26 protein-coding genes and 1 pseudogene are annotated in these 23,136 nt (G+C 68.8%); 12 read left to right on the plus strand and 15 right to left on the minus strand.

What is annotated here, in order from left to right; translation table 11 throughout:
- The 3 genes and pseudogenes from ABZX92_RS18090 to ABZX92_RS18100 form a co-directional block, all read right to left on the minus strand.
- Positions 1-483 (minus strand): annotated as a pseudogene (locus ABZX92_RS18090) (hypothetical protein); the annotation flags it as partial.
- Positions 484-567: 84 nt separating this feature from the next.
- Positions 568-894, minus strand: a complete 327-nt coding sequence (locus ABZX92_RS18095; protein ID WP_355560190.1) for a hypothetical protein — start codon at positions 892-894, stop codon at positions 568-570.
- Positions 891-1,478, minus strand: coding sequence for a PadR family transcriptional regulator (locus tag ABZX92_RS18100; protein ID WP_355560193.1), 588 nt, complete (start codon positions 1,476-1,478; stop codon positions 891-893). The genes ABZX92_RS18095 and ABZX92_RS18100 overlap by 4 nt, the downstream gene beginning before the upstream one ends.
- A 49-nt stretch (positions 1,479-1,527) precedes the next feature.
- On the opposite strand from ABZX92_RS18100, the gene ABZX92_RS18105 reads away from it, so the two are divergent.
- Both ABZX92_RS18105 and ABZX92_RS18110 read left to right on the plus strand, forming a co-directional pair.
- Positions 1,528-2,226, plus strand: coding sequence for an SDR family oxidoreductase (locus tag ABZX92_RS18105; protein ID WP_355560196.1), 699 nt, complete (start codon positions 1,528-1,530; stop codon positions 2,224-2,226).
- Between the two features lie 84 nt (positions 2,227-2,310).
- A complete protein-coding gene (locus ABZX92_RS18110; RefSeq protein ID WP_355560199.1) occupies positions 2,311-2,940 on the plus strand; it encodes a 50S ribosomal protein L11 methyltransferase in 630 nt (209 codons plus the stop codon).
- A gap of 80 nt (positions 2,941-3,020) precedes the next feature.
- Here ABZX92_RS18110 and ABZX92_RS18115 read toward each other — a convergent pair whose 3' ends face one another.
- The 4 genes from ABZX92_RS18115 to ABZX92_RS18130 all read right to left on the minus strand — a co-directional run bounded on the left by ABZX92_RS18115 (position 3,021) and on the right by ABZX92_RS18130 (position 6,244).
- Positions 3,021-3,380, minus strand: coding sequence for a VOC family protein (locus ABZX92_RS18115; RefSeq protein ID WP_355560202.1), 360 nt, complete (start codon positions 3,378-3,380; stop codon positions 3,021-3,023).
- A 10-nt stretch (positions 3,381-3,390) separates the two neighbouring features.
- Positions 3,391-4,314 carry a 2-oxoglutarate and iron-dependent oxygenase domain-containing protein gene (locus ABZX92_RS18120; RefSeq protein ID WP_355560205.1) on the minus strand — a complete coding sequence of 308 codons (924 nt, stop codon included), beginning with the start codon at positions 4,312-4,314 and terminating at the stop codon, positions 3,391-3,393.
- A 91-nt stretch (positions 4,315-4,405) separates the two neighbouring features.
- On the minus strand, positions 4,406-5,155 hold the full coding sequence (locus ABZX92_RS18125; RefSeq protein ID WP_355560208.1) for a ZIP family zinc transporter: 750 nt from the start codon (positions 5,153-5,155) through the stop codon (positions 4,406-4,408).
- 3 nt (positions 5,156-5,158) lie between these two features.
- The gene (locus ABZX92_RS18130; protein WP_355560210.1) at positions 5,159-6,244 is read right to left on the minus strand and encodes an epoxide hydrolase family protein; all 1,086 of its coding nucleotides are present in this window, start codon (positions 6,242-6,244) and stop codon (positions 5,159-5,161) included.
- A gap of 53 nt (positions 6,245-6,297) precedes the next feature.
- On the opposite strand from ABZX92_RS18130, the gene ABZX92_RS18135 reads away from it, so the two are divergent.
- Complete coding sequence (locus tag ABZX92_RS18135) at positions 6,298-7,242, plus strand: YafY family protein (protein WP_355560213.1); 945 nt, start codon at positions 6,298-6,300, stop codon at positions 7,240-7,242.
- A gap of 2 nt (positions 7,243-7,244) precedes the next feature.
- Complete coding sequence (locus tag ABZX92_RS18140; protein WP_355560216.1) at positions 7,245-7,511, plus strand: hypothetical protein; 267 nt, start codon at positions 7,245-7,247, stop codon at positions 7,509-7,511.
- On the opposite strand, the gene ABZX92_RS18145 is transcribed toward ABZX92_RS18140, so the two are convergent.
- Positions 7,423-10,365, minus strand: coding sequence for an ATP-binding protein (locus tag ABZX92_RS18145; RefSeq protein WP_355560219.1), 2,943 nt, complete (start codon positions 10,363-10,365; stop codon positions 7,423-7,425). The two genes, ABZX92_RS18140 and ABZX92_RS18145, sit on opposite strands and share 89 nt — an antisense overlap.
- Positions 10,366-10,395: 30 nt before the next feature.
- The gene (locus ABZX92_RS18150) at positions 10,396-10,947 is read right to left on the minus strand and encodes a cadmium resistance transporter (RefSeq protein WP_355560222.1); all 552 of its coding nucleotides are present in this window, start codon (positions 10,945-10,947) and stop codon (positions 10,396-10,398) included.
- A 96-nt stretch (positions 10,948-11,043) separates the two neighbouring features.
- Here ABZX92_RS18150 and ABZX92_RS18155 point away from each other — a divergent pair, with 96 nt between their 5' ends.
- Entirely contained in the window at positions 11,044-11,928 is an 885-nt protein-coding gene (locus tag ABZX92_RS18155; protein ID WP_355560224.1) for an SDR family NAD(P)-dependent oxidoreductase, read from the plus strand.
- Between the two features lie 9 nt (positions 11,929-11,937).
- Positions 11,938-12,498, plus strand: a complete 561-nt coding sequence (locus ABZX92_RS18160) for a TetR/AcrR family transcriptional regulator (RefSeq protein WP_355560227.1) — start codon at positions 11,938-11,940, stop codon at positions 12,496-12,498.
- Here the strand turns inward: ABZX92_RS18160 and ABZX92_RS18165 are convergent.
- The 4 genes from ABZX92_RS18165 to ABZX92_RS18180 are packed head-to-tail and all read right to left on the minus strand — an operon-like array spanning position 12,487 to position 15,275.
- A complete protein-coding gene (locus ABZX92_RS18165) occupies positions 12,487-13,278 on the minus strand; it encodes an LLM class flavin-dependent oxidoreductase (RefSeq protein WP_355560230.1) in 792 nt (263 codons plus the stop codon). The genes ABZX92_RS18160 and ABZX92_RS18165 overlap by 12 nt on opposite strands.
- A 36-nt stretch (positions 13,279-13,314) precedes the next feature.
- Complete coding sequence (locus ABZX92_RS18170) at positions 13,315-14,115, minus strand: LLM class flavin-dependent oxidoreductase (RefSeq protein ID WP_355560232.1); 801 nt, start codon at positions 14,113-14,115, stop codon at positions 13,315-13,317.
- Positions 14,116-14,130: 15 nt separating this feature from the next.
- The gene (locus ABZX92_RS18175; protein WP_355560235.1) at positions 14,131-14,625 is read right to left on the minus strand and encodes a DinB family protein; all 495 of its coding nucleotides are present in this window, start codon (positions 14,623-14,625) and stop codon (positions 14,131-14,133) included.
- A complete protein-coding gene (locus ABZX92_RS18180) occupies positions 14,622-15,275 on the minus strand; it encodes a hypothetical protein (RefSeq protein ID WP_355560237.1) in 654 nt (217 codons plus the stop codon). The genes ABZX92_RS18175 and ABZX92_RS18180 overlap by 4 nt, the downstream gene beginning before the upstream one ends.
- 376 nt (positions 15,276-15,651) lie before the next feature.
- Here ABZX92_RS18180 and ABZX92_RS18185 point away from each other — a divergent pair, with 376 nt between their 5' ends.
- The 5 genes from ABZX92_RS18185 to ABZX92_RS18205 all read left to right on the plus strand — a co-directional run bounded on the left by ABZX92_RS18185 (position 15,652) and on the right by ABZX92_RS18205 (position 20,956).
- Complete coding sequence (locus tag ABZX92_RS18185) at positions 15,652-16,629, plus strand: tyrosine-type recombinase/integrase (RefSeq protein ID WP_355560240.1); 978 nt, start codon at positions 15,652-15,654, stop codon at positions 16,627-16,629.
- A 129-nt stretch (positions 16,630-16,758) separates the two neighbouring features.
- Positions 16,759-17,583, plus strand: coding sequence for a Ku protein (locus ABZX92_RS18190; protein ID WP_355560242.1), 825 nt, complete (start codon positions 16,759-16,761; stop codon positions 17,581-17,583).
- On the plus strand, positions 17,584-19,026 hold the full coding sequence (gene ligD, locus ABZX92_RS18195; RefSeq protein ID WP_355560245.1) for a non-homologous end-joining DNA ligase: 1,443 nt from the start codon (positions 17,584-17,586) through the stop codon (positions 19,024-19,026). It begins immediately after the preceding gene.
- On the plus strand, positions 19,016-19,888 hold the full coding sequence (gene ligD / locus ABZX92_RS18200; protein ID WP_355560248.1) for a non-homologous end-joining DNA ligase: 873 nt from the start codon (positions 19,016-19,018) through the stop codon (positions 19,886-19,888). Before ligD (ABZX92_RS18195) ends, ligD (ABZX92_RS18200) begins: the two co-directional genes overlap by 11 nt.
- Positions 19,889-19,921: 33 nt before the next feature.
- Positions 19,922-20,956: a GrpB family protein gene (locus ABZX92_RS18205; RefSeq protein ID WP_355560251.1), complete on the plus strand. Its 1,035-nt coding sequence runs from the start codon at positions 19,922-19,924 to the stop codon at positions 20,954-20,956.
- Between the two features lie 14 nt (positions 20,957-20,970).
- Here the strand turns inward: ABZX92_RS18205 and ABZX92_RS18210 are convergent, their stop codons facing one another.
- Both ABZX92_RS18210 and ABZX92_RS18215 read right to left on the minus strand, forming a co-directional pair.
- Positions 20,971-21,654, minus strand: coding sequence for a hypothetical protein (locus tag ABZX92_RS18210; protein WP_355560254.1), 684 nt, complete (start codon positions 21,652-21,654; stop codon positions 20,971-20,973).
- A gap of 21 nt (positions 21,655-21,675) precedes the next feature.
- Positions 21,676-22,656 (minus strand): helix-turn-helix domain-containing protein, encoded by a 981-nt coding sequence (locus ABZX92_RS18215; RefSeq protein WP_355560257.1) that lies wholly within the window; start codon positions 22,654-22,656, stop codon positions 21,676-21,678.
- Between the two features lie 53 nt (positions 22,657-22,709).
- Between ABZX92_RS18215 and ABZX92_RS18220 the strand changes: the two genes are divergently transcribed.
- On the plus strand, positions 22,710-23,096 hold the full coding sequence (locus tag ABZX92_RS18220) for a cupin domain-containing protein (RefSeq protein WP_355560260.1): 387 nt from the start codon (positions 22,710-22,712) through the stop codon (positions 23,094-23,096).
- The last annotated feature ends 40 nt before the right edge of the window (positions 23,097-23,136 follow it).

Here is a 23,136-nt window from a genome sequence, read left to right on the forward strand (position 1 = left end):
GCACGCCAGCTCGACCCGGACGACGACGTCGGTCGCGTCCTTGATGGACGCGTCCGGCACCTCCTCGACTCGGATGTCACGGGTGCACACGAGCAGCAGCGGATCTTCGACGGGCGTGCCGAACGCGGTCGAACGGCCCTGGCCCAGTGCCTCGAAGTCGAGTTCCAGGGCTTCCTCTGGCGTGTCCAGATCGGCCTGTTCCAGCCAGGAGGCGCCGGGCTTCGTCGAGGCCAGGTACACGCGGCGGCTGCCACCGACGTGGGTGTCGGCGTGCCTGCCGGGGCGGCGGATGAGCAGGATGCGGACTCCGGTGCCGGCCGCGCGGCGCTGCAGCTCGGCGCCGAGCTCGGGGTCGAGGTGGCTCTCCACGATCGCGTCGCGGCCCCACGGGCCCGGCTGTTCCAGACACAGCCAGGCCGTCGCGGTCGCGGCCGTGCCGGCCAGCGGTTCGCCCGCGAAGTCGGAGAGTATCGAGCACCTCATCTGCACACTCTATACGGCCGTTCGGGTGAGGAATAAGGACACCCTTACCTAAGCCTCCTCGGCTCGAACATCAGTGGTGCACGGCTACCCCGCTTCGAGCTGCCTGACGCGTTCGCGCATCGCCGTCTCCAGCCGGGCGCGGTAGCCGATGAACAGCTTGTTGGCCAGGTACGGGGCCCAGTTGCCCTGCTGGGCGATGTTGTAGACGCGGTGCACGATCAGCGCGCCCTCGGGGTGGGGGTGCAGCGTGTCCTCGCCGCGGTACCACCAGTCGCCCCAGTAGGCGATCACGCCCTTTGAGCGGTCGACGAGCCGGTGCGACCCGGACTCCCCGGCGTCGGCGAACATCCGCTCGCGCACGTCCTCCAGCGGCGCGCGCACCACGCCGGACACCTCGAACAGCAGTCTCATCGGTGTTTCTCCTCCCAGTGGTCGTACCCGCCGACGGTTCCTTCGCGGGTGGCGGTGGCGAACCAGGTGAGCCAGGCGCGTTCGGCACGCACCATGGCCATCCGGTAGTCGAGCTCGATCCAGGCGAGCTGAGGCAGGCCCATGCCGGCGAGCCTCTCCAGCAGCACGGCCAGCGCGGTGAGCTGCTCGTCCACGGCCGCGCACCGCTGCTCGACGACGGCCAGCGCGTCGTCGGGGGGCAGCAGGCCGACCATCGAGATGCCGGCCTCGAACCGCGGGTACTCCTTGGCGGGCAGGGCGATGAGCTCGCGCAGCCAGTCGTGCAACTCGGACGTGCCGGTGTCGGTGATCGCGTAGACGGTGCGTTCGGGGCGGTTGCCGGCTTTCTGGGTGGCGCTCGCGGTGATCAGCTCGTGTTTGGCGAGCTGCTCGACGACGGTGTAGAGCGAGCCGTAGTTGAGCTTGATGACCTCTTCCTGGTGGCGTTCGCGCATGGTCTGCGCCATCTCGTAGGGGTGCATGGGCCGCTCGGCCAGCAGGGCCAGCACTGCGAGGGCCAGGGGATTCGTGCGTTTGAACAGCATATCCGCTCCCAAATACTCGGCGCCGAGTATACGCACTAGGGTGAGTGGCATGACAACGGTGATCACCGGGGGAAGCCGGGGTATCGGTGCCGCAACCGCGCGCAGGCTCGTGCGCGACGGGCATCGGGTCGTGATCAGCTACCGCCAGGCCGCCGACGAGGCGCGCGCACTGGAGAAGGAGCTCGGCGTCCTGGCCGTGCAGGCCGACACGAGCAACGAGGACGACGTCGCGCGGCTGTTCGACGAGGCGGGTGACGACATCACCGGCGTGGTGAACAACGCCGGCATCACCTCCCCGTCCGGCCCGCTCGCCGAGCTGCGGACCGAGGACCTGCGCCGCGTGGTCGACGTGAACGTGATGGGCGCGTTCTTCGTGGCCCGTGAGGCCTCCCGCCGCATGACTCGGGGCGCGATCGTGAACGTGTCGTCGGGGGCGGCGACGCTGGGCAGTCCAGGTGAGTACGTGCACTACGCCGCGACGAAGGCGGCGGTGGACGCGTTGACGATCGGCCTGGGCAAGGAGCTCGCGCCGCGCGGGATCCGGGTGAACTGCGTGCAGCCGGGCACCATCCGCACCGACATCCACCAGCTCTCCGGCCAGCCCGACCGCCCGGACAAGGTGGCCGGGCGGGTGCCGATGGGCAGGCCCGGTGAGGCCGAGGAGATCGCGAACGCCATCGCGTGGCTGCTGTCGGAGGAGTCGTCCTACGCGACCGGCGCGATCCTGCGCGTCACGGGCGGCACGTGATCCCACGCCCGGCGGTTCCCCTCGTGAACGTGCGGACTTTCGCCTCTGCGGGCGGTGACGGCGCTGCCCCTAAGCTTGTCCGTCATGTCCGCGCCCACGCTCACCGACTTCGTGCTCGCCAACACGACCCTCACGCCGGTGCCGCTGGTCCCCGAGGTGCTGCTGCACAGCGCGGTCGAGGCGATGGACCTGTGGGAGCTGACCGACCACGACCAGCCGCCGTTCTGGGCGTTCCCGTGGGCGGGAGGCCAGGCCCTCGCGCGGCATCTGCTCGACAACCCCGGGCTGGTGCGCGACCGGAAGGTGTTCGACCTGGCGTCGGGGTCGGGGCTGGTGGCGATCGCGGCGGCGCTGGCGGGCGCGGACTCGGTGACCGCGAACGACATCGACCCGCTCTCGCTCGCGGCGGTGCAGCTCAACGCGGCGATCAACGGTGTCGCGGTGCGGACGTTGCCCGGTGACCAGCTCGACAGCGACGCCCACGGCGCCGACGTCGTGCTCGCCGGGGACGTCTTCTACGACGCCGACATCACGGCGCTGGTGCTGCCGTTCCTGATGCGCGCCGCGGCGAGGGGTGCGTTGGTGCTGCTGGGGGATCCGGACCGCGCGCACCTGCCGCGCGACCGGTTCCGCGCGCAGGCCCGGTACGAGGTGCCGGTGCCGCTCACGCTGGAGAGCACCGAGACCCGCAGCGCGACCGTGTGGCGGGCCTAGCCGGTCGCTTCCCAGGCGTTGGCTCTGTCGGCGTCGGCAAGTACCCACCAACTCCTGATCACATCGCCGCCGACCACAATCTAGTTCGTGACCAGGCAGAACGGGTGTCCGGCGGGGTCGGCGTAGACGCGGCACCCTTCCGGTTTCGACGATCCCCGCAGCAGCGTCGCCCCGAGCTCCAGCACGAGCGGCTCGGACTCGTCGAGGTTCGTCACCATGACGTCGAGGTGGATCTGCTGCGGGTGCGCCTGCCCAGGCCACTGGGGCGGCGAGTAGTCGTCGACGCGCTGGAACGACACCCGCCCGCGCGGCGTCGCCAGGGTCGTCCAATGACCGTCGGAGTCGAGGATCTCGCCGCCGACGAGCTGCCGGTAGAACTCGGCCAGCGCGGCCGTGTCCGGGCAGTCGATCACCACGTCGTAGAGCTCACCGATCGCCATGGCCTCTGTTCTACCCGATGGAGATCGCCTCCAGCTTGGCTTTCAGGTAGTCCCCGCCGCCGACTTCGGGGTAGCGGCCGTCGAGCGAGACGATCCGGGCGTCGGCGTCGGTGTTGTAGAAGAAGATCAGCGACACCAGGTCCTCGTCGGGTGCCGACGCGTCCGGTGGCAGGACCCGGTGCGGGGTGGAGCGCCACCGGTCCGACACCCAGCGGGCCATCAGGTCGCCGATGTTGATGGTGAACGCGGCCGGGTCGAACGGCGCGTCCTCCCACACCCCGTCGGCGGTGCGGACCTGCAGCCCGCCGACGCCGTGCTGGCGGTCGAGGATGGTGACGGTGCCGAAGTCGGTGTGCTCGCCGATGCGGAACTGCCCGGGACCGGCGGTGCCGACGTGCCGCAGCGCGGGGTAGTGGTTGACGTTCATGTTGTACGAGGGCGTGCGGGTGTGGCGGGTGAACATGTCCTCGGGCTCGCCGAGCGCGACCGCGAAGATCGTCAGCAGCTCGTCGGCCAGCGCGCGCATCCGGCGCAGGTAGTCCGTGACGACCGGTTCGAGCTCGGGCACCTCACTCGGGAAGACGTTGGGGCGGAAGAAGAACGGGTCGTCTCCACCGGAGTCCGAGCCGAACGTCAGCGTCTCCTTCAGGTCCGGGGGAGCCATCGCGCCGCCGGACCGGCCGGTGGCCTGCACGTCGGGTGGCAGCCAGCCGCGGCCGCCGGTGCGCACGGCGTAGCGCTGCTTCTGCTCGGTGGGCAGTGCGAAGAACCTGCGGGTCAGCTCACGGGTGCGGTCGCGGAGCTCGGTGGGCACGCCGTGTCCGGTGACCAGCAGGAACCCGGACTCCCGCAACGCCGCGTCGATGCGCGCCGCGACCTCGGCACGCCCGGTGCCGTCGAACCACCCGGACAAGTCCACCAGCGGAACACCCATGGCCGCTGTCTACCGCCGCCGGGAAGAGCGCGCCAGTGAAGGAGCCCAGCCGTTCCACCACGCCCCCGGCCGCACGCGCACCCTGGCCGAACTACCCCAGTCGTTCCACCACGAAGGCCGTCAGGAACCCTGCCGTGGTGCACAGGCCGGTGTAGAGGCGGGCGCGTTCGTAGGCCTCGGGGATCATCGTGTCCGCGATCATCGCCAGGATCGCCCCCGCGGCAACGGCCGTGATCACGGCGATGAGCTGCGGTGACGCGCCGTCGAGCAACAGGTTCCCCAGCGCCGCCGAGATCCCGCTCGCGACCGCGATCGCACCCCACACGCCGAACACGTACTTCGCCCCACGACCGGCCTGCTTCATGCCGGCGACGCTGGACAGTCCTTCCGGGACGTTCGAGATGAACACCGCGGCGAGCATCGTCACCCCGATCCCGCCGCCTCCCAGCAGCGAGACGCCGAGCACGACCGACTCCGGCACCCCGTCGAGCAGCGCACCGACCGCGATCGCCGTGCCACTGCCGGCCTGGTCGGTTTCGGACGGCTGGTTGCTGCTGCGCTTGCGATGCCGCCCGCCGTACCGCGACAGCAGGACGTTCGCGAGCACGTAGATCACCGCGCCACCGACGAACCCGGCAGCGGTGGCGAGCAGGCCGCCCTTGCGCTCCGCCTCGTCCACCAGCTCGAACGCCGCCGCCGCGGTCAGCACACCGGCGCCGAACGCCATCACGACGGCCACGACGTCGCGGGGCACGCGCAGGAACCAGGCGACGAGAGCGCCCACCACGAGAGCCCCGCCGCCTGCCAGTCCCCACAGTCCTGCCTCAACCCATTGCGCCATGCACTACATCTTCGCGAAGAACACCTTGAGATCACCGGCCAGCAGCTCCGGCGCGTCGTGCCCGGAGTAGTGGCCGCCGGTGTCGAACTCCGACCAGTGCACCAGGTTGCGGTGGTCGCGCTCGGCGAAGCGGCGGATGGTCTGGAAGTCGTCGGCGAAGACAGCCACCCCGATCGGCACGGTCGTCGGCTCGGTGGGCACGTCCTCGCGGTGCGCGTCCTCGAAGTACAGCCGCGCCGAGGAGCCCGCGGTGCGGGTGAACCAGTAGATCGACACGTTCGCGAGCAGGAAGTCCTTGGTCACGGCCGGTTCGCCCATCAGCTGCATGGTCCAGGCGAGCTGGCCGACGGGGGAGTCCGCGAGCCCGAACGCGACGTTCTGCGGCCGCGCCTGCTGCAGCTTCTGGAACCCGGACAGGTTCTCGTAGAAGTTCTGCAGCACACCGAGCCTGCGGTAGTCGTCCTCGGTCAGCCCCTCCATCTCGGCCGGGTCGCCCGAGGGGAACGAGAAGATCTGCGTCACGTGGATCCCGACAGCGTGCTCGGGATCCGCCCGGCCGATCTCCGGCGCGATGAGCGAGCCCGCGTCGTTGCCGTGCACCCCGTACTTGGCGTACCCCAGCCGGGCCATGAGCTCGGCGAAGGCCTTGCCGATGCGCCCGGAGTGCCAGCCCCGCTCGAGGGTCGGCCCGGAGAACCCGAAGCCGGGGATCGAGGGGATCACCAGGTGGAACCGGTCGCGCAGGTGCTCGATCACGTCCACGAACTCCATGATCGACCCCGGCCAGCCGTGGATCAGCAGCAACGGCAACGCGTCCGGGTTCTCGCTGCGCACGTGCAGGAAGTGGACGTGCGCGCCGTCGATCTCGGTGATGAACTGCGGGAAGGAGTTGAGCCTGCGCTCCACCGCCCGCCAGTCGAACTCCTCCGCCCAGTACCGGGCCATCTCCCGCACCGACTCGACGTCGTCCCCGTAGGCCGAGCCCGCGCCGGGCACCTGGTCCGTCCACCGCGTCCGCGCCAGCCGGAACTTCAGCTCCTCGACGTCCGCCTCGTCGACCGCGATGTGGAACTCCCTGATCTCCGTCATGACACCGACGCTAATCGCCATTGTGGCCAGCTCCTGTCCTAAAGTCTGCGTCCATGTTGGAAACCTCGGCGCGCCTGCTCCGCCTGCTCGCCCTGCTGCAGTCCCGCCGCGACTGGCAGGGCTCCGAACTCGCCGACGAACTGCAGATCAGCCAGCGCACGGTCCGCCGCGACGTCGACCGGCTGCGCGAGCTCGGCTACCCGGTGAACGCCACCACCGGCAGCTTCGGCGGCTACCGCCTCGGCGCCGGCGCCGAACTGCCCCCGCTGCTGCTCGACGACAACGAGGCGGTCGCCGTCGCCGCCGCCCTGCGCACCAACGCCGTCACCGGCCTGGAAGAGGTCTCCCTGCGCGCACTGCTGAAGCTCGAACAGGTGCTCCCGTCCCGCCTGCGCCACCGCGTCTCAGCCCTGCAGCACGTCGAGTCCGTCCCCAGAGACTCCCCAGCACCCGCACTCGACCCCGAACTGCTCTCCACCCTCGCCGCCGCCTGCCGCGACAGCGAGACCATCCGCTTCGACTACAGCGCCCACGATGGCACGCCCTCACGCCGCCGTGTGCAACCGCACCGCCTGGTCAACTGGGGCCGCCGCTGGTACCTCGTCGCCTGGGACGCCGACAAGGCCGACTGGCGCAGCTTCCGCGTCGACCGCATCTCCCCGCCCGTGCCGCCGCACGGCCCGCGCTTCCCCCCGCGCGAGTTCGACGCCACCACCTACATCGCCTCGCGCGTCACCCAAGCCGCCTGGCGCTTCCACGCCCGCGTCCTCGTCCACGCCCCAGCCGAGGTGGTCGCCGACCGCATCACCCTCGCCGTCGGCACCGTCGAAGCCGTCGACGACACGTCCTGCGTCCTCGTCACCGGCGCCGACTCGGTCGAGACGCTGTCGGTGTGGCTCGGCATGCTCGGCTACGACTTCGAGGTCACCTCGCCGCCGGAACTGGTCGAACACGTTCGCTCTCTTGCGGCGCGCTACACCCGCGCCGTACAAGACTGACCATGGCCATCACCGGACGGGACATCGAGCGCCTGCTCTACACCGACACCCCGGACCCGATCCTGGTGGTGCACAACGGCACGACCGAGATAGTCGCCGCCGCCGAGCTCGGCTCACGCCTGGGCGCGGTCGTGGTGTGCTCCCGCTCGGAGATCCTGCGGCGGGTGGGGGAGCGCGACCTCAGTGAACGGGACCTGGCCGCGATGGCTTCGAGCTTGACTGCGGCCATTCAAGACCCAGATCAGCAGCAGCCGCTCTGGCCCGCTTGAGCAGGTCGGGCCTGCTCACGGTCAGCCTGCGAAGGTCATGCGTGCTCAGGTACTCCGGCACATCTGGGTAGTCGCGGATGGAGGGGAATCGAAACCCCCGCTCGTGCAGTCGCAGCCACGCGTCCAGGGCCTCCACCCGGGCCTCCGCCACGACACTCCCGAACTCCCTCAGAATTGCCAGGTCGTCGCCACCTCGCCCGAGTCGCGTGCAGATCTCGTCCTCCATCACCAAGGTCGGGGACAGAACACGTATGGCAAGTCGCCGCAGCAGAGGCACGCATTTCTCCACCGGCGTCGCCATCAACTCGATCAGCGCGGCCGTGGTGCCGATGCCATGCATCGCCGCAAGTGGCGTCACTGTGTCACGTAGCGTCACAGCCACATCGTCCAGCGTCACGTATGGCTCGGCCATCAGCGCCCATCCCGGATCCGAGTCCCCGGTGCCGACTCTCAGGCTCACGGCGAAGTGGCGGTCGCGGTCCCGTTCGACCCAGAACCCGCGCACCACGCTCGCCCACTCGGCCGACGCCAGCCGGGACTTCCAGAACAACGCCTCCCGCTGCCAGTCCTCGACCTCGATCTTCAGGTCGGGCGCGTAGATCTTCTCGCGCAGAACCAGGGCCAGCGAGATCAGGTTCAGCGAGTAGGTCGCGTCCCGGGCGGAGTCGGTCATCTGGTTGGGCTCATAGGCGCCGCGGGACAGTCGCCGTTCGTTCCGCGCCGCGAACAACCGCACCACGAAGTCGAACAGCGCGTCCCTGTCCGCGTCGTCCGCGAACTCGCGCAGGAAGTCCAGCACCGGCTTGCTCGTCGGGAGCGCCGTGAACGACAGCACGGAGTACAGCTCCGAGTCGTCCACTGTGGACTTGCGGCGAGATCGGACCCCATCGGCCCGGCTCAGGTCGAGCAGTGTCCGCCAGATGTAGCGGGCCACCAGGTACTCGCCGAACGTCGCGTGCAGGAACTCGTAGGTCCGCAGGGTCGTGTGGTCCTCCCGTACCGCCTCGGACGTCTGCACGAAGAAGAACCGCCCGAGCACGGACTCGCCGGCGGACAGGGGAGTGCGCGTCCCCGTCAACCGGTCCGGCGACTCGACGCCCAGCAGGCTCGCCAGGTCGGCGGTCACCTCGTGCTCGGCCACCCACTGCGCGCCACGGTTGAACATCGCGAGCCCGACCACCGACAGCCGTTCCAGCTCGGTCTCGACGTCGTCGCGGAGATCGGCGTCCGCCCGGTCGTGCGCGGACTTGGTGACCTCACGCCGGCCGAACTCCCGCAAGAGCCGCTCGTACAGCTGTCCCTGGCTCAGCGACGCGTGATCACGTTGCAGGGAGGAGTCCACGGCGTCGTACAAAGCCAGCAACAGCAACAACAACGGCTGCTCGGCCAGGGCCGGATAGGACAGCGCCACCTCGGCGGGCAGCGGCTGGTTGCGCGCGTTCCACACGTCCAGCCACTGCCGCACCTGGTCGTCGGAGAACGGCAGCAACCGCACCACGTGCGACTGCTCGGGCAGCTCAAGCCCGGCACACACGCTCAACCGGCTCGTCACCACGAACACCGCGGGCCGGCCCTTCGCGAGCAGCTTGTCCTGGAACTCCGCGATCACGCTCAGGTACCGGGTCTGGCTCACCCCGGTGGCCTGCATCAGCTCGTCCAGTCCGTCCAGGATCACCACCGGCAGCGCACCGCCGGTCTGCCGCGCGAACCCGGCCCAGCTGACCGGTTCGTCCAGCAGCCGGTGCAGGCCGTGCTCGATCTGCCGCACCAGATCGGCGTCGACCGGCGTGCTGCGCAGCTCGACCCGCACGACGGTGAAGTCCGCCGCCGGCAACCGCGCTGCGAGCATCTCCGTCAGCACCGACTTGCCCGACCCCGGATCACCCAGCACCAGCAGCGGAGCGACCAACGCCGCGGGTGACGTCAGGTGCCCCACGAGGTAGGCGTAGAGGTCCGACCGCTCCGGCAGCCGCTGCCACACCTCGGCCATCGACGGCACCGTCGAGCGCACCGACGACGCCAGCACCTGAAAGCGCGGGTCCACGTAGGCCTCGCCCAATGCCGGGATCCACAGCCCCGCCGGCACCTCGGCCGACCTGACCAGCGGACGTTGCAGCGCGGCCCCGTACACACCGGCCAGCTCCGCGAGCCGCTCGTCGGCGGTGTGGTCCGCCGTGGTCTCTCGCAGCACGTCCTCAAGACGCGCCAACGCCACCCGCGTCGCCCGGTGGTCCTCGACCGAGCACCAGAACGCCACCTCGGGGAAGTCCACCGCGAGCTGCCGGAACAACTCCTCGTACCGTCCGACGGCCATCGCCGCCAGCGGTTCGATCGCCTCGGCCGTCTGGTCCTGCTGGGTGTCGTTGAGGTCGTCCCACGCCGCCAGCGAGCTCATCACGGCGACGAGGTCGTTCGTCAGGCCCTGGTAGAAGTCCAGGATCGCGCCCAGGTTCTCCTCGTACGGGCGAGCAGCGGACGGCAGCGGCACGTGGAGATCGAACGGAGCGAACGTCGCGACGTGCTCGTCGTCCTGTGCAGACAAGGAGAGCGGAAGGTCCAGCGATCGCAACGTCTCGAAGAACGCCGTCACGACGACGACCGCGTGTGCCGCCTGCAGCCGCTGGGTGCGGTCGTAGCGGCTGAGCTTGCGGCGCTTCTCGGACACCTTGTTGGCCAGGTCGGAGAACAGGCGGGTGAAGTCCGGCTTGGCGTCGAAGAGGTCCAGGACCTGCCACAACCCCAGCGAACCCGCGAGCAGCGCGCCGCCCAGCAGCTTGTCCATGGCGGCGACGACCGGGTGGTCCTTGCCGCCGAGGATCTTCACGGCCTCGGTGTAGGTGTAGGTCCTTCGCACCCGAAGCTTCTTACACGACCACGCGGGCGCTCAGCCCGAGAACAACACCAACAGCCCAATGCCGATCAGCACGACCGGCAACACGATGTGGCCCCACTTGGCCAGTGCGCGGGCTACCACCTGGCGTGAGGCGAGGAACCAGCCCGCCAGGCACCACACGCCCACCAGGACCAGGAACACCGCCACGTAGATCCACAGCGAGTCGGCGACGGTGAACACCGGGACGTAGACGCCGATGTTGTCGCCGCCGTTCGCGAGCGTCACGCCCGCCACGGCGATAAGGCCTGGGGCGGCGTCCGGCTCGGCATCGTCGCCGTTGCCGCGCCACAGCGACCACGCCGCTTTGAGGCCAAGAGCCAGGGGGATCAGGCCCAGCCACGGGCGGAACTGCTCGGGGAGGAGCGAGGCGCCGAGCGCACCGAGTACCGCGACGGCCAGGATGCCCGCGAAACCCAGGTACTGGCCCGCGACGACCTGCCAGACGGAGCGGGCGCGGGCGAAGAACAGCGCCAGGATCACCAGGTCGTCGACGTTCGTCACCGCGAACATGCCGGCCGCCTGACCGATCACCCCAAGATCCACGGCCGCATTCTCCACGACGATGAAACGGATAGCTCATCCGCATGTGTGCTAGCGTCGGCGGCAGTAAGTGGATTCGCTATCCGGATTGGGGTCGTCATGGCGCGCAAGGCAGTGGTCACCGCGGGGACCGGCGGCATCGGGCTGGAGACAGCACTCGGGCTCGCGAAGGCCGGGTATGCGGTCACGGTCGTCGGACGCAACACGGAACGGGGCGCGCGAGCCGTCGAAAGGATCAACGCCGAGGAAGGGGAGCCCGCCCGGTTCCTGCAGGCCGACCTGTCCTCACTCGACCAGGTGCAGGCGCTCGGCGAACGGATCGCGCACGAGGGCGACCTGACCGTGCTGGTCAACAACGTCGGCGCGATGTTCGCGGACCGCACCGACCTCGACGGGGTGGAGGCGACCTTCGTGGTCAACCACCTCTCACCCGCACTCCTGACCGAACTGCTGCTCCCAGCCCTGAGGGCCGGAGCACCCAGCCGCGTCGTCAACGTGACCACCGGAGCGGTCGCACTGGCCAAGAAGGTGTTCGACCACGCCGAACCACCCGGCGGCTACTACGGCTTCCACTGGTACGGACGGGCCAAGCTCGCGAACCTCGCCCACACCCTCGACCTCGCCCAACGACTGCAGGGGAGCGGAGTCGACGTGCTCGCCGCCGATCCAGGAGGCGCCGCCACCGACATGACCGACGGCACGATGCGCAAGCCCAAGATCGTCTCGCCAGGACTCCGGCTCCTCTGGCCCCTCGTACGACGCAGGTTCGAACGATCCACGTCCGGCCCGGCCTCGGCCGCCGCCCGCTCGTCGATCGTGGCCGCCACCGACGACACCCTGGCCACCGGACAGCTGATCGGCGTACAGGGGACACCCGTGACACCCATCAAGGCCGCCACCGACCCGCGAGTGGTGGCCGCGGTGCGCAGGCTCACGAAACAGCACCTGCCGCAGATCCGCGTTCCGGATGGCGTATCCAATTAAACTGGTGACATGACGCCGCAGCGAAAGGACGCCGCCCGCAACTGGGACCGCATCCTCACCGTCGCCCGCGAACTCGTGGACGAAGGCACCCCGCTGCAGCTCAACGACGTCGCCCGCCGCGCAGGCCTGGGCGTCGGCACGGTCTACCGGCACTTCCCGACCACCGAAGCGCTCCTCGAGACCGTCGCCACGCCCTGCCTCGAAGCCATCGCCGACCACGGCCGCAAAGCACTCGAAGACGACGACCCCTGGCACGCCTTCTCCGACTACCTCAAACGGCTCGTCGAAGCCCAGGTCAGCGACCCCGCCCTCGCCAAAGTCGCCGCCACCGCCGCGGACACCCTGCCGCGCACCACCGAGCTCAAGCAGCAGATCATCGCCATCGGCACCGAACTGCTCACCCGCGCCCGCGCTGCCGGAGCGGTACGAGAAGACCTCGCCGACGGCGACCTCGTCCCACTCATGTGCGGCGTCGCCTACGCCACCTACGTCCACAGCGACGGGCCCGCAGACCGGCTCCCCACCGCACGCCGCTACCTCGACACCCTGCTCCGAGGCCTAAGCGCCTGACGGGGGACCAGCCGCCACGAACGCCCGCAGCCCCTCCAGATCCCGCGCGCCACCATCGGTGAACATCCACGTCACCCCTGCGGCCTCGTACTCCTTCACCTCCTCCGGCAACGAACCACCCCAGATCGCCACATCGCAGTCAGCCGGCCCACCCGACGCCACGAAATCCGCCTTCATCCGCGCGGCATCACCGGGGGAGAGCACCACCAGCTCACCGTCCACGAACGTCGCCGGCACCACACCCGCACCGTGCTCCGCCGCCCGGAACGGAATCGAGCGCGGCCAGTTCCCGCCGATCCACAACGGCACCTCCACCGGCGCGAACCGCACACCCTCAGCCCGGAACAGCTCACCCCGATGGTGGACGACCTCGCCGGACAACAAGGCACGTAACAACTCGACGCCCTCGGAAAACGCCTCCGCACGCGAGACCCGCTCGCCGAACGGCACGTAGTCGTCCGGCACCCCAGCACCAATGCCCACCACCAACCGGCCACCCGACAACCGCTGCAACGTCGACGCCTCGTGAGCCACCTTCCACGGCCGCCGACGCCCCAGCGACGTCACCATCGGCCCCAGCCGGATCGACGACGTACGCGCCGCCACGGCCCCCAGCGTCACCCACGGATCGGCCAGAACGGTCTCATCCGGCCGCACCACGTGATCCCACAGGAAGAAACCGTCCCACCCCGCCGACTCCGCCTCGACCGCCAGCGACACCAGCACCGAAGGATCACCGAGCGACGCACCGAAGTTCGGAACATAGATCGCGCACCTCATGCCCCGAGTGTGCCAAGCACCCCCGACAAGATCGTTCTAACGCGGCGGACCAGCGGAAACGTACGACCGCAGCTCCTCCAGCGACGCCTTCCACCCGTCCAGCAACAGCCACGTCGCCCCAGCGTCCGCGTACTCCGACACCTGCGCCGCCGACGGCCGCGCCCCACCACCCCAGATCGCCAAATCCCCATCCGCAGGCCCGCCGGCGGCGATGAAATCAGCCTTCATCCGCGCTGCCTGCTCCGGCGACGCCACCGCGAACCCACCAGACCCGTCCTGAATGATCGGGAACAACCCCGACGCGTGCGCCGCCGCCAGGAACGGCACCTTCCGCGGCCAGATCCCCGACGTCCACACCGGCACCTCCACCGGCGCGAACCGCACCCCCGACACCTCGTACACATCGCCGTGATGCTCAACAGGCTTGCCCGACAACAACTTCCGCACGACCTCGACACCCTCGGTCATCCGCGCCGCCCGCGACCGAGCATCCGCGGCTTCACCGAAAGAGGTGAAATCCCGCGGCACCCCCATCCCGACCCCGAGCACCAGCCGACCACCCGACAACCGCTGCAACGTCGACGCCTCCAGCGCCAGCTTCCACGGACGACGCCGGGGGACAGGCGTGATCATCGGCCCGAGAGTGATCCGGGACGTCCGCGCCGCCACCGCACCCAACGTCACCCACGGATCAGCCACCAAAGGCTGCGCCACCACGTGATCCCACATGAAAAAGCCGTCCCACCCGGCCGCCTCCGCCTCAACAGCCAGAGAGCTCAACACCGCGGGATCACCGTAAGTGTCGCCGTAACAAGGCACGTAAATCGCAAAACGCATGCGGGGGAGTCTGCCTCACGGCCCCACACCCGTCGCACCGTCCAACTGCTCCCGCAAGATGTCCGCATGCCCCGCGTGCCGCGCCGTCTCCGTCAGCACGTGCACCAACACGTTGAACAACATCACGTCAGGACGCGGCCACCACGGCACAAACCCGGGGGAGTCCACCTTCAGTGCACTGATCGTCGCGTCCGAGTGCACCCACACGCGCCGATAACGCTCCACAATGTCCACACGGGACTCACCAGGAGCGGCACGCATGTCCGAGCCACGCGCCGCCAGGTCGTCCCAGCGCGGCAACGGCTCCGGAAACGGCCGCCCGAACACCTCGCCGAAGTACCGCGACTCCGTCAACGTCAGATGCTTCACCAACCCCAGCAGGTTCGTCCCGCTCGCGACGAGCGGACGACGGATCTCCGCATCGCTGAGACCATCCAGCTTCCACAACAACACCTCACGCGTCTCACGCAGATCGCTGTGCAGGTACTCCTTGGCGAACTCATCGATCACGAGAGTGCGCCTTGCCACGCGCCCGCACACGACTCGATCCACGAAGCGAGGTCCGGCAGCTCGTCGAACGAGTACAAGGAACGCGGCGGACACCCGGCCAACGGCGTGACGTCCGAGAACGAGTGGTCAGGCGCGAACAGCACGAGACGCCCCGTCTCGCGGTGCGCGGCCGTCAGGTTCCCGTTGGCCTCTATCGCCACGGTGACGTAATCCCGCATCTCCTCGACCGGAACCTCCAACCCGGCATCCGTCCACAACCAGCCGTACTCAGAGATGACCGAAGACAACGACAGCGACGCCGCGTCGACCGTCAGCACCTGGTTCTGGTTCAGCCACAACGTCGACGGCCCGTGGAACTGCTCCACGGTCCCGCCGAACACGCGCCAGAACGCGCGCAGCGAATCGGGGTGTGAGGAGTCGCCCTCAGAAGGCGGCTCACAGAGCCATCCGGACGAACCCCAGGACAACAACTCATAAGGACGACCCGCGACGGACACCGGTGTCACGCGAGCAGACGCCAACAGAGCGGACAGCCGCGGCAGGCCCGGCAACGCACCACGCGTCCAAACGGACGTAGACCCGACGACGACCTCAGAACCCGGCGACACGAACCACGGCACGCACTCCACGAACCGACCCCAGTCAGACATGGCCGCAAGCTTGGCAGGAGAGACCTCTCGCCGAGGCCAGATCCGCGTTACTTGACATAATGTAGATTATCGGCGAAACGGCGACCTGCGAAGATCGTCTCAGAAGGGGCTGAAACGCCGGTGTTGGCGCGTCTGCAAGCTCATCCGGCGGGCAGGCCGGTCGCTCTTGCAGACGCCACAACATCTCAACACCGGCGATGTCGGAGCGCGGTCGACACCGACGACTCGTCAGTGAGACGTACGCAGCGGCGGCTCATTACGCTCACGATCCCCGACAAGTGACGCCACCTGGTCCAGCGCCCGGCGAACTCGGGCGAAACGGACATTTCATGCATAATCGCCATTATCCAGCACGGAACACGGAATTGTCGGTGCCGTGCGGTACAAGATCCATATGCACGTGCTCGCCGCCCAGGACGCCTTCTTCCTCGCCCGCCGGACTCGCAAGGACTCGCCGCACACCACGGCGGCCTACCAGCGCGACCTCTCCGGCGTGAACACACTCCTGGCCGAGACACTCCTCTCCCCCGTCGAGGACCTCACGACCCACCACCTCACCGGGGCCAACCTGCGGCGGGCCTTCGGGCTGTTCGCGGACACGCACGCCAAGAGCTCGGTGCTGCGGGCCTGGTCGACCTGGAACCAGTTCCTGAAGTTCTGCGTGGCCGAGGACCTGATCGCCGGCAACCCGATGGGCGCCATCGCCCGCCCCAAGACCCCGCCGCTCGTGCCCAAGCCGCTGCGAGGCGAGGACACTCCCGAGCAACTGCTCACCGCCGCCGCCGAAGGGGCACGGCAAGGGCGCGACCCGTGGCCGGAGCGGGACGTGCTTGTCATCGCGCTGGGCCTGGTCGCAGGCTTGAGAAGTGCCGAGATGCGGACGCTGACGCTCGCCAGCATCGTCGGGCGGGAGGGTGACAAGCGGCTGCACGTGAAGGGCAAGGGCAACCGCGATCGGAGTGTCCCCATCGAGCCGCCGATGGAGCGCATCGTCGACGCCTACCTCAAGAGCTGCAAGCAACGTTTCCCGCAGGGCCGTTTCGACCGCGATTCAGCGCTCTTGAGGGACCGTCACGGCGAGCCGATCGGCAGGGGTGGCCTGGAGTACCTGGTCAAGTCGTGTTTCCGGTGGGCTGGGCTGAACGACCGGGTGCCCACGGGCGCGAACCTGCACGCGTTGAGGCACACCTTCGCAACCCGTCTGGCCGAGGACGGCGCGTCGGCGAGCGAGATCATGGCGTTGCTGGGGCACGCGAGTCTGGCGACGAGTCAGAACTACATCGAGGCGACCGCGCGGGAGCGGCGGGCGGCCGTGGCGAGCAACAGGACGTACCGGGCGCTCAAGGACATCTAGCGGTGCTCCACTCCGATGCGGCACTCTCGGCTATGACGCTTGAGCCGGGGGTCGCTCAGTTGCCGGATCGTTAGGCTGAATGGGTGACCTGATAGTGCGAAAACCGCATTTCAGGGGTACCCAATGAAGATGAGATCCGTGTGGCGTGGGGCCATCTCCTTCGGGTTGGTGACGATCGCCGTGCGCCTTTACTCGGCTGTCGAGGAGCACGACTTCCGTTTCAACCAGGTGCACCGGGAGGACGGCGGGCGCATCAAGTACAAGCGCGTCTGCTCGGTGTGCGGCAACGAGGTGGAGTACGGGGACATCACCAAGGGCTATGAGCTTGATGACGGCCGCATGGTGATCATGGAGAACGAGGACTTCGACAAGTTGCCGGTGAAGACGGACAAGTCGATCGACGTCCTGGAGTTCGTGCCGGCGGAGGAGATCGATCCGATCTACTTCCAGAAGACGTACTACCTGGAGCCGGACAAGGCTGCGGCTCGGCCGTACGTGTTGCTGAGGGACGCGCTGGTCAAGACGGGTCAGCTGGCGGTCGTGAAGATCACGATCCGGCAGAAGGAGACGCTGGCGACGATCCGGGCGCGTGATGACGTGCTGGTGATGCACACGATGTTGTGGCCGGACGAGATCCGCAAGGCGGAGTTCGACTTCCTGGACCAGGACGTGGAGGTGCGGCCGCAGGAGCTGAAGATGGCGACGTCGCTGGTGGAGTCGATGGCCGGGGACTTCGATCCGGACACGTTCACGGACGACTACCGGGACGCGCTGGAGAAGGTCATCGCGGCGAAGGCGGAGGGCGCGGAGTTGCCGGAGCAGCCCGAGGCCGAGGAGAAGGGCGATGTCATCGATCTGATGACGGCTCTGGAGCGCAGTGTGGAGAAGGCGAAAGCCGGGCGCAAGGGTGCGGCGAAGAAGGCTCCTCCGAAGAAGAAGGCAACGTCTGCGTAGATGGCCGGGCTCGACGAGTACCGGCGCAAGCGGGATCCGGCCAGGACGCCGGAGCCCGTGCCGAGTGCTGACGAACTTCCGCATGGTGACAACGACACGTTCGTGATTCAGGAGCATCACGCGAGCAGCCTGCATTGGGATGTGCGGCTGGAGCGCGATGGTGTGCTGGTCTCGTGGGCGGTGCCGAAGGGTTTGCCGCCGACGACGGACGTGATCCGGCTGGCGGTGCACACCGAGGATCACCCGCTCGAATATGCCGAGTTCTCCGGGGAGATCCCGAAGGGTGAGTACGGCGGCGGCGAGATGTTCATCTGGGATCGCGGCCGGTACGAGACGGTGAAGTGGTCGGACCGCGAGGTCGATGTGATCTTGCACGGTCATCGCACCGAGGGGCAGTTCGTGTTCTTCCGGTCGGGCACGGACGGCAAGAACTGGATGATGAAGCGCCGGCATGCTCCGGTGCGGCCGGACTGGGTGACGCTGCCGGAGCAGCTCAAGCCGATGCTGGCGACGCCCGGTCCCCTCCCCCAGGACGATGATGATCTTTGGGCTTATGAGTTCAAGTGGGACGGTGTCCGGGCGATCCTGCGGGTGGAAGGTGGCCGCGTCCAAGCCTGGTCGCGTCTCGGCAACGACATCACCGTCGCCTACCCCGAGCTGCAGGGTGTTGGTGAGCAGCTCGGGTCGACCGAGGCGCTGCTCGACGGTGAGATCGTCGCGTTGCAGAACGGCCGGCCGAGTTTCAGCGCGTTGCAGAACCGGATGCACGTGAGCAAGTCCGAGGCCGCGCGCCGGGCGGCTCGTCAGTACCCGATCACGCTGTTGTTGTTCGATCTGCTGCACCTGGACGGCCGTTCGACCTTGCAACTGCCCTTTCGTCAACGCCGTGAGCTCCTCAGAGAGCTGGAGCTGAAGGGCCCGAACTGGCTCACTCCCCCGTCCTACGACTCCGATGGCGCGGCGGTGCTGGCCGCGAGCCGGGAGCAGGGCTTGGAGGGGGTGGTGGCGAAGCGGCTGGACGCCACCTATCAGCCGGGGCTGCGGTCGCCCGTGTGGCGCAAGATCACCGACCTGATGGCGCAGGAGGTGGTGATCGGTGGCTGGCGACCGGGTGAAGGCAAGCGTGCCGGGGTGGTGGGGGCGTTGCTGCTGGGTATCCCCCAGGACGGTGGGCTGGCGTTCGCCGGATCGGTGGGGACGGGGTTCAACGACGCGGAGCTGGCGGTGCTGACGCCGCGGCTGAAGGCGTTGGCGCGCAAGAAGTCCCCGTTCGTGACGGAGATGCCGCGGGAACGGTCGAAGGGTGCGTTGTGGGTGGAGCCGGAGCTGGTGGCGGAGGTGGTGTTCCGGCAGTGGACGCCGGACGGGCGGATGCGGTTTCCGGCGTGGCGGGGGCTGCGGCCGGACAAGTCGCCGGAGGAGGTGCGTCGCGTTGAGCAGTGATGCCACGGTGAAGGTCGAAGGCCGGATTCTGAAGCTGACGAACCTGGACAAGGTGTTGTATCCGGAGTTCGGGTTCACCAAGAGCGAGATCATCGACTACTACACGCGGATCGCCCCGGTGCTGCTCCCCCATCTGAAGGACCGGCCGGTGACGCTCAAGCGCTACCCGAACGGGGTGGACGGGAAGTGGTTCTTCGAGAAGAACGCGCCGGAGCACCGGCCGGACTGGGTGCGGACGATGCGGCTGGAGTCGCCGGGCAGTTCGAAGGGCAACGAGACCGTCAACTACGTGATGGTGGACGAGTTGGCGACGTTGGTGTGGCTCGCGAACCTGGCGGCGCTGGAGTTGCACGTGCCGCAGTGGACGGTGGGGCCGCGCGGGGGCAAGCGGGATCCTGATCTGCTGGTGTTCGACCTGGATCCGGGGGCGCCGGCGTCGGTGGTGGAGTGCTGCCGGGTGGCGGAGCAGGTGCGGATGGTGCTGGACGACGACGGTGTGGACTCGTGGGCGAAGACGTCGGGCAACAAGGGGATGCAGGTGTACGCGTACGCCCCGGCGAAGGACACCTCGGAGTACGCCAAGGAGATCGCGCAACGGCTGGCCCGCGAGCACCCGAAGCTGATCGTGGCGACGATGGCGAAGGCGGCGCGGACCGGGAAGGTGTTCATCGACTGGTCGCAGAACAACCCGGCGAAGACGACGGTGGCGCCGTACTCGTTGCGGGCTCGGGAGAAGCCGACGGTGTCGGCGCCGTTGACGTGGGACGAGGTCGAGGACTGCGAGGCCGCCGAGGAGCTGGTGTTCACGGCGGACGAGGTGCTGGAGCGCGTCGATTCGGCGGGTGACCTGTTCGGTAGTTGATATTCTGGCCGACTGCCTAGTTCTGGGGACGTCATGAACATCGAACTTGCCGACTACGACTCTGCCTGGCCGGGCCTTTATGAGCGGGAACGCGAGCGGATTCTGGCCGCGCTGCCGGGTGCCTGGCTGGAGCACGTGGGGTCGACGTCGGTGCCGGGCCTGTGTGCGAAGCCGGTGATCGACCTGTTGCTGGTGGTGGATGATGCCGCGGGCGAGTCGTATGTGCCCGCGTTGGAGGCCGCTGGGTATCGGATGAGCGTGCAAGAGGACGACTGGCATCACCACCGGATCCTCAAGGGCCCGGACACGAACATCAACCTGCACGTCTTTCCGCGCGGGTGTGCGCAGGTGCGGCGGCATCTGATCTTCCGGGACTGGTTGCGCGACAACGACTCCGACCGCGAGCTGTACGCGCGGGTGAAGCGGGAGCTGTCGGCGCGGGAGTGGGAGCGGGTGCAGGACTACGCGGCGGCGAAGAGCGAGGTGGTGCTGGAGATCCTCGAGCGCGCCTACCTGACGTGGCGGGCGGAGCCGGGGGACGTGGAGTTCGTGACGCAGGATCCGCCGCACGACGGGCCGATCGTGTTGCGGGAGTACGACCCGGTGTGGTCGCGGTGGTTCGGGGCCGAGGAGGCGAGGATCCGGGCGGCGCTGGGTGACGCGGCGGTGCGGCTGGAGCACGTGGGGTCGACGTCGGTGCCGGGGCTGGTCGCGAAGCCGGTGATCGACATCCTGCTGGTGGTGCCGGATTCGGACGACGAGGACGCCTACGTGCCGGCGTTGGTGGAGGCGGGTTACTACCTGCGGTTGCGGGAGCGTTCGTGGCACGGGCACCGGCTGCTGAAGAGCACGGTGCCGGACGTGAACCTGCACGTCTTCTCCCCCGCGAGCGAGGAGGTCGATCGGATGCTGGTGTTCCGCGACCGGCTGCGCTCGCATCCGCGGGACCGTGAGGAGTACGAGCGGGCGAAGCGCGCGTTGGCGGCGCGGACGTGGGACCGGGTGCAGGACTACGCGGACGCGAAGACGCGGGTGGTCGAGCGGATCATTCTGCGGGCGCTGGCCTGATCACCGGCCCGGACTCAGTGACGCAGGTCGATCTTGCCGTGGCGCAGGACGTCGAGCTTGAACTGCAGGGCCGTCATCGCCGAGTTCGTCACGGCGCTGGCGATGGCGGCTTTGGCGTTCTCGTCGCGGTGCTCGGGGTCGCGGTAGGTGTAGCTGATCTCGTTGGCGGCGAGGGTGGCGGTCGTGGTGACGCTGCACAGGATGGTGCGGGTGGTGAGGTCGGCGATGACGGCTTCGGCGCTCGCGGTGGCACCCGTGAACGTCAGGGCGTCGACAGGGCCGATGTCGACGTTGAACGTGCGGGGCACGACGACGTAGCGGATGCGTGAGACCGCCTCGACGTACGGCTCGTAGTCCTCGTCGGCGGGCAGGTAGTCGTGGAAGTTCTGTCTCAGCAAGGACGTGGGGTCGGTCAGCTGCTGTGGTGTGAGCACGACGGTGTTGCCGACGGATCTGGGGTACTGCTGCGCGTGCACGTCCGGGTGGTCGAAGAGCTGTTCGCCCTCGGGCACACCTGGGCAGCCGGTGTCGCGGACCTGCCCTTCCTGCGGCAGCGCTTGAGCGATGTCGTGCAGGGCCTCCCGCATGGTCTGGAAGCGGGCGGCGTGGCGGAGGTCGACGTCGCGGACCGTGTCCTGGGTGAGGTACCAGGTCGCTCCCGCGGCGACGACGGCCAGAGCCAGCAGGTTGCGCCACACGGGACGGGACCGTAGGGGCGGTCAGCTGGGACTGGTCCCGAACCGGCGTCGATAGGCCGACGGGGTCAGGCCGGTTTCGCGGCGCATCAACGTGCGGAGGTTGGTGGCGGTGCCGAGTCCGGTGCGGCGGGCGACGACGTCGAAGCGCTGTTCGCCGAGCTCGATCAGCCTGCGGGCCAGGGTGATGCGTTCGCCGGTGAGCCAGGCGAGCGGGGTGGTGCCGAGCTGGGCCTGGAAGCGGCGGTGCAGGGTCGCGGGGCTGATCGCGGCTCGTGCGGCGAGGTCGGTGACGGAGAGGGCGGTGTCGAGGTGTTCCTGCGCCCAGGCCATCACCGGAGCCAGAGACTCGTCCGGCAGGTCCGGTACCGGCCGTTCGACGAACTGGCGCTGGCCGCCGTCGCGGTGGGCGGCGAAAACCAGTCTGCGGCTCACGGCGTTGGCGATCTCGGCGCCGTGGTCGCGGCGGACGATGTGCAGGCCGAGGTCGAGCGCGGCGGCACTGCCCGCGGCGGTGAGGATGTCGCCGTCGTCGACGAAGAGCACGTCCGGTTCGAGCTGCACCTGCGGGAACCGGGCGCGGAAGTCGTCGGCCCACTGCCAGTGCGCGGTGGCGCGGCGCCCGTCGAGCACGCCTGCCTCGGCGAGGGTGAAGGCGCCGCTGCAGAAGCCGACGAGCCGGGTGCCGCGGGAGTGTGCTGCGCGGATTGCGTCGAGGACGGCCGGGCGGCGGGGTGCGTCGACGTCGGGCCGGTTCGGGACGATGAGGGTGTCGGCGTGCTCGGTGGCGTCCAGTCCCGCGACGCCGGTGAGGGTGAAGAAGCCGTCGCGCATGAGGGTGTCCGGTTCGGGTGAGCAGAGCCGGAAGTCGTAGAGGGCCGGGTTGAATCTGGGGCCGATCTCCGGGCGGCGCAGGCCGAAGATCTCGGTGGCGCAGCCGAGCTCGAACGGGTTGGAGTTCTCGTCGACGATCACGACGACCCGATGCGAGGATTCTTGCGACATGTGCGATTCCTAGCACTCACCGCATGCGGACACCAGCGGTGAGGCTTGGTGGCATGAACGAACCGATCTCTCTCGACCATGCCCTGGCCTCGTTCGACGCGCTGTGGAGCCCTCGCATCGTGGCGCGGGTGAACGACTACGACGTGCGGGTGGCGAAGGCCGAGGGCGAGCACGTCTGGCACGTCCACGACGACACCGACGAGTTCTTCCTGGTGCTCGACGGTCAGCTGCGCATCGGGCTGCGCGAGCCCGCCGGGGAACGCACGGTGGTGCTGGAGCGGGGCGCGGTGTTCACCGTGCCCCGCGGGACGTTCCACCGGCCTTCCGCGCCGTCGGGTGCGCGTGTCCTGCTGTTCGAGCCGACCGGGACGTCGACGGTCGGTGACCGGCACGACGAGGTGCCGGACCACGTGGACGCCACGACCGGGCACGAGCTCTGACGGTCAGACCGGCGTCCGCTCCAACTCGTCGAGCGGCGCC

This window comes from Lentzea sp. NPDC006480, from assembly GCF_040611995.1.
In the GTDB taxonomy this organism is placed as follows: Bacteria; Actinomycetota; Actinomycetes; order Mycobacteriales; family Pseudonocardiaceae; genus Lentzea.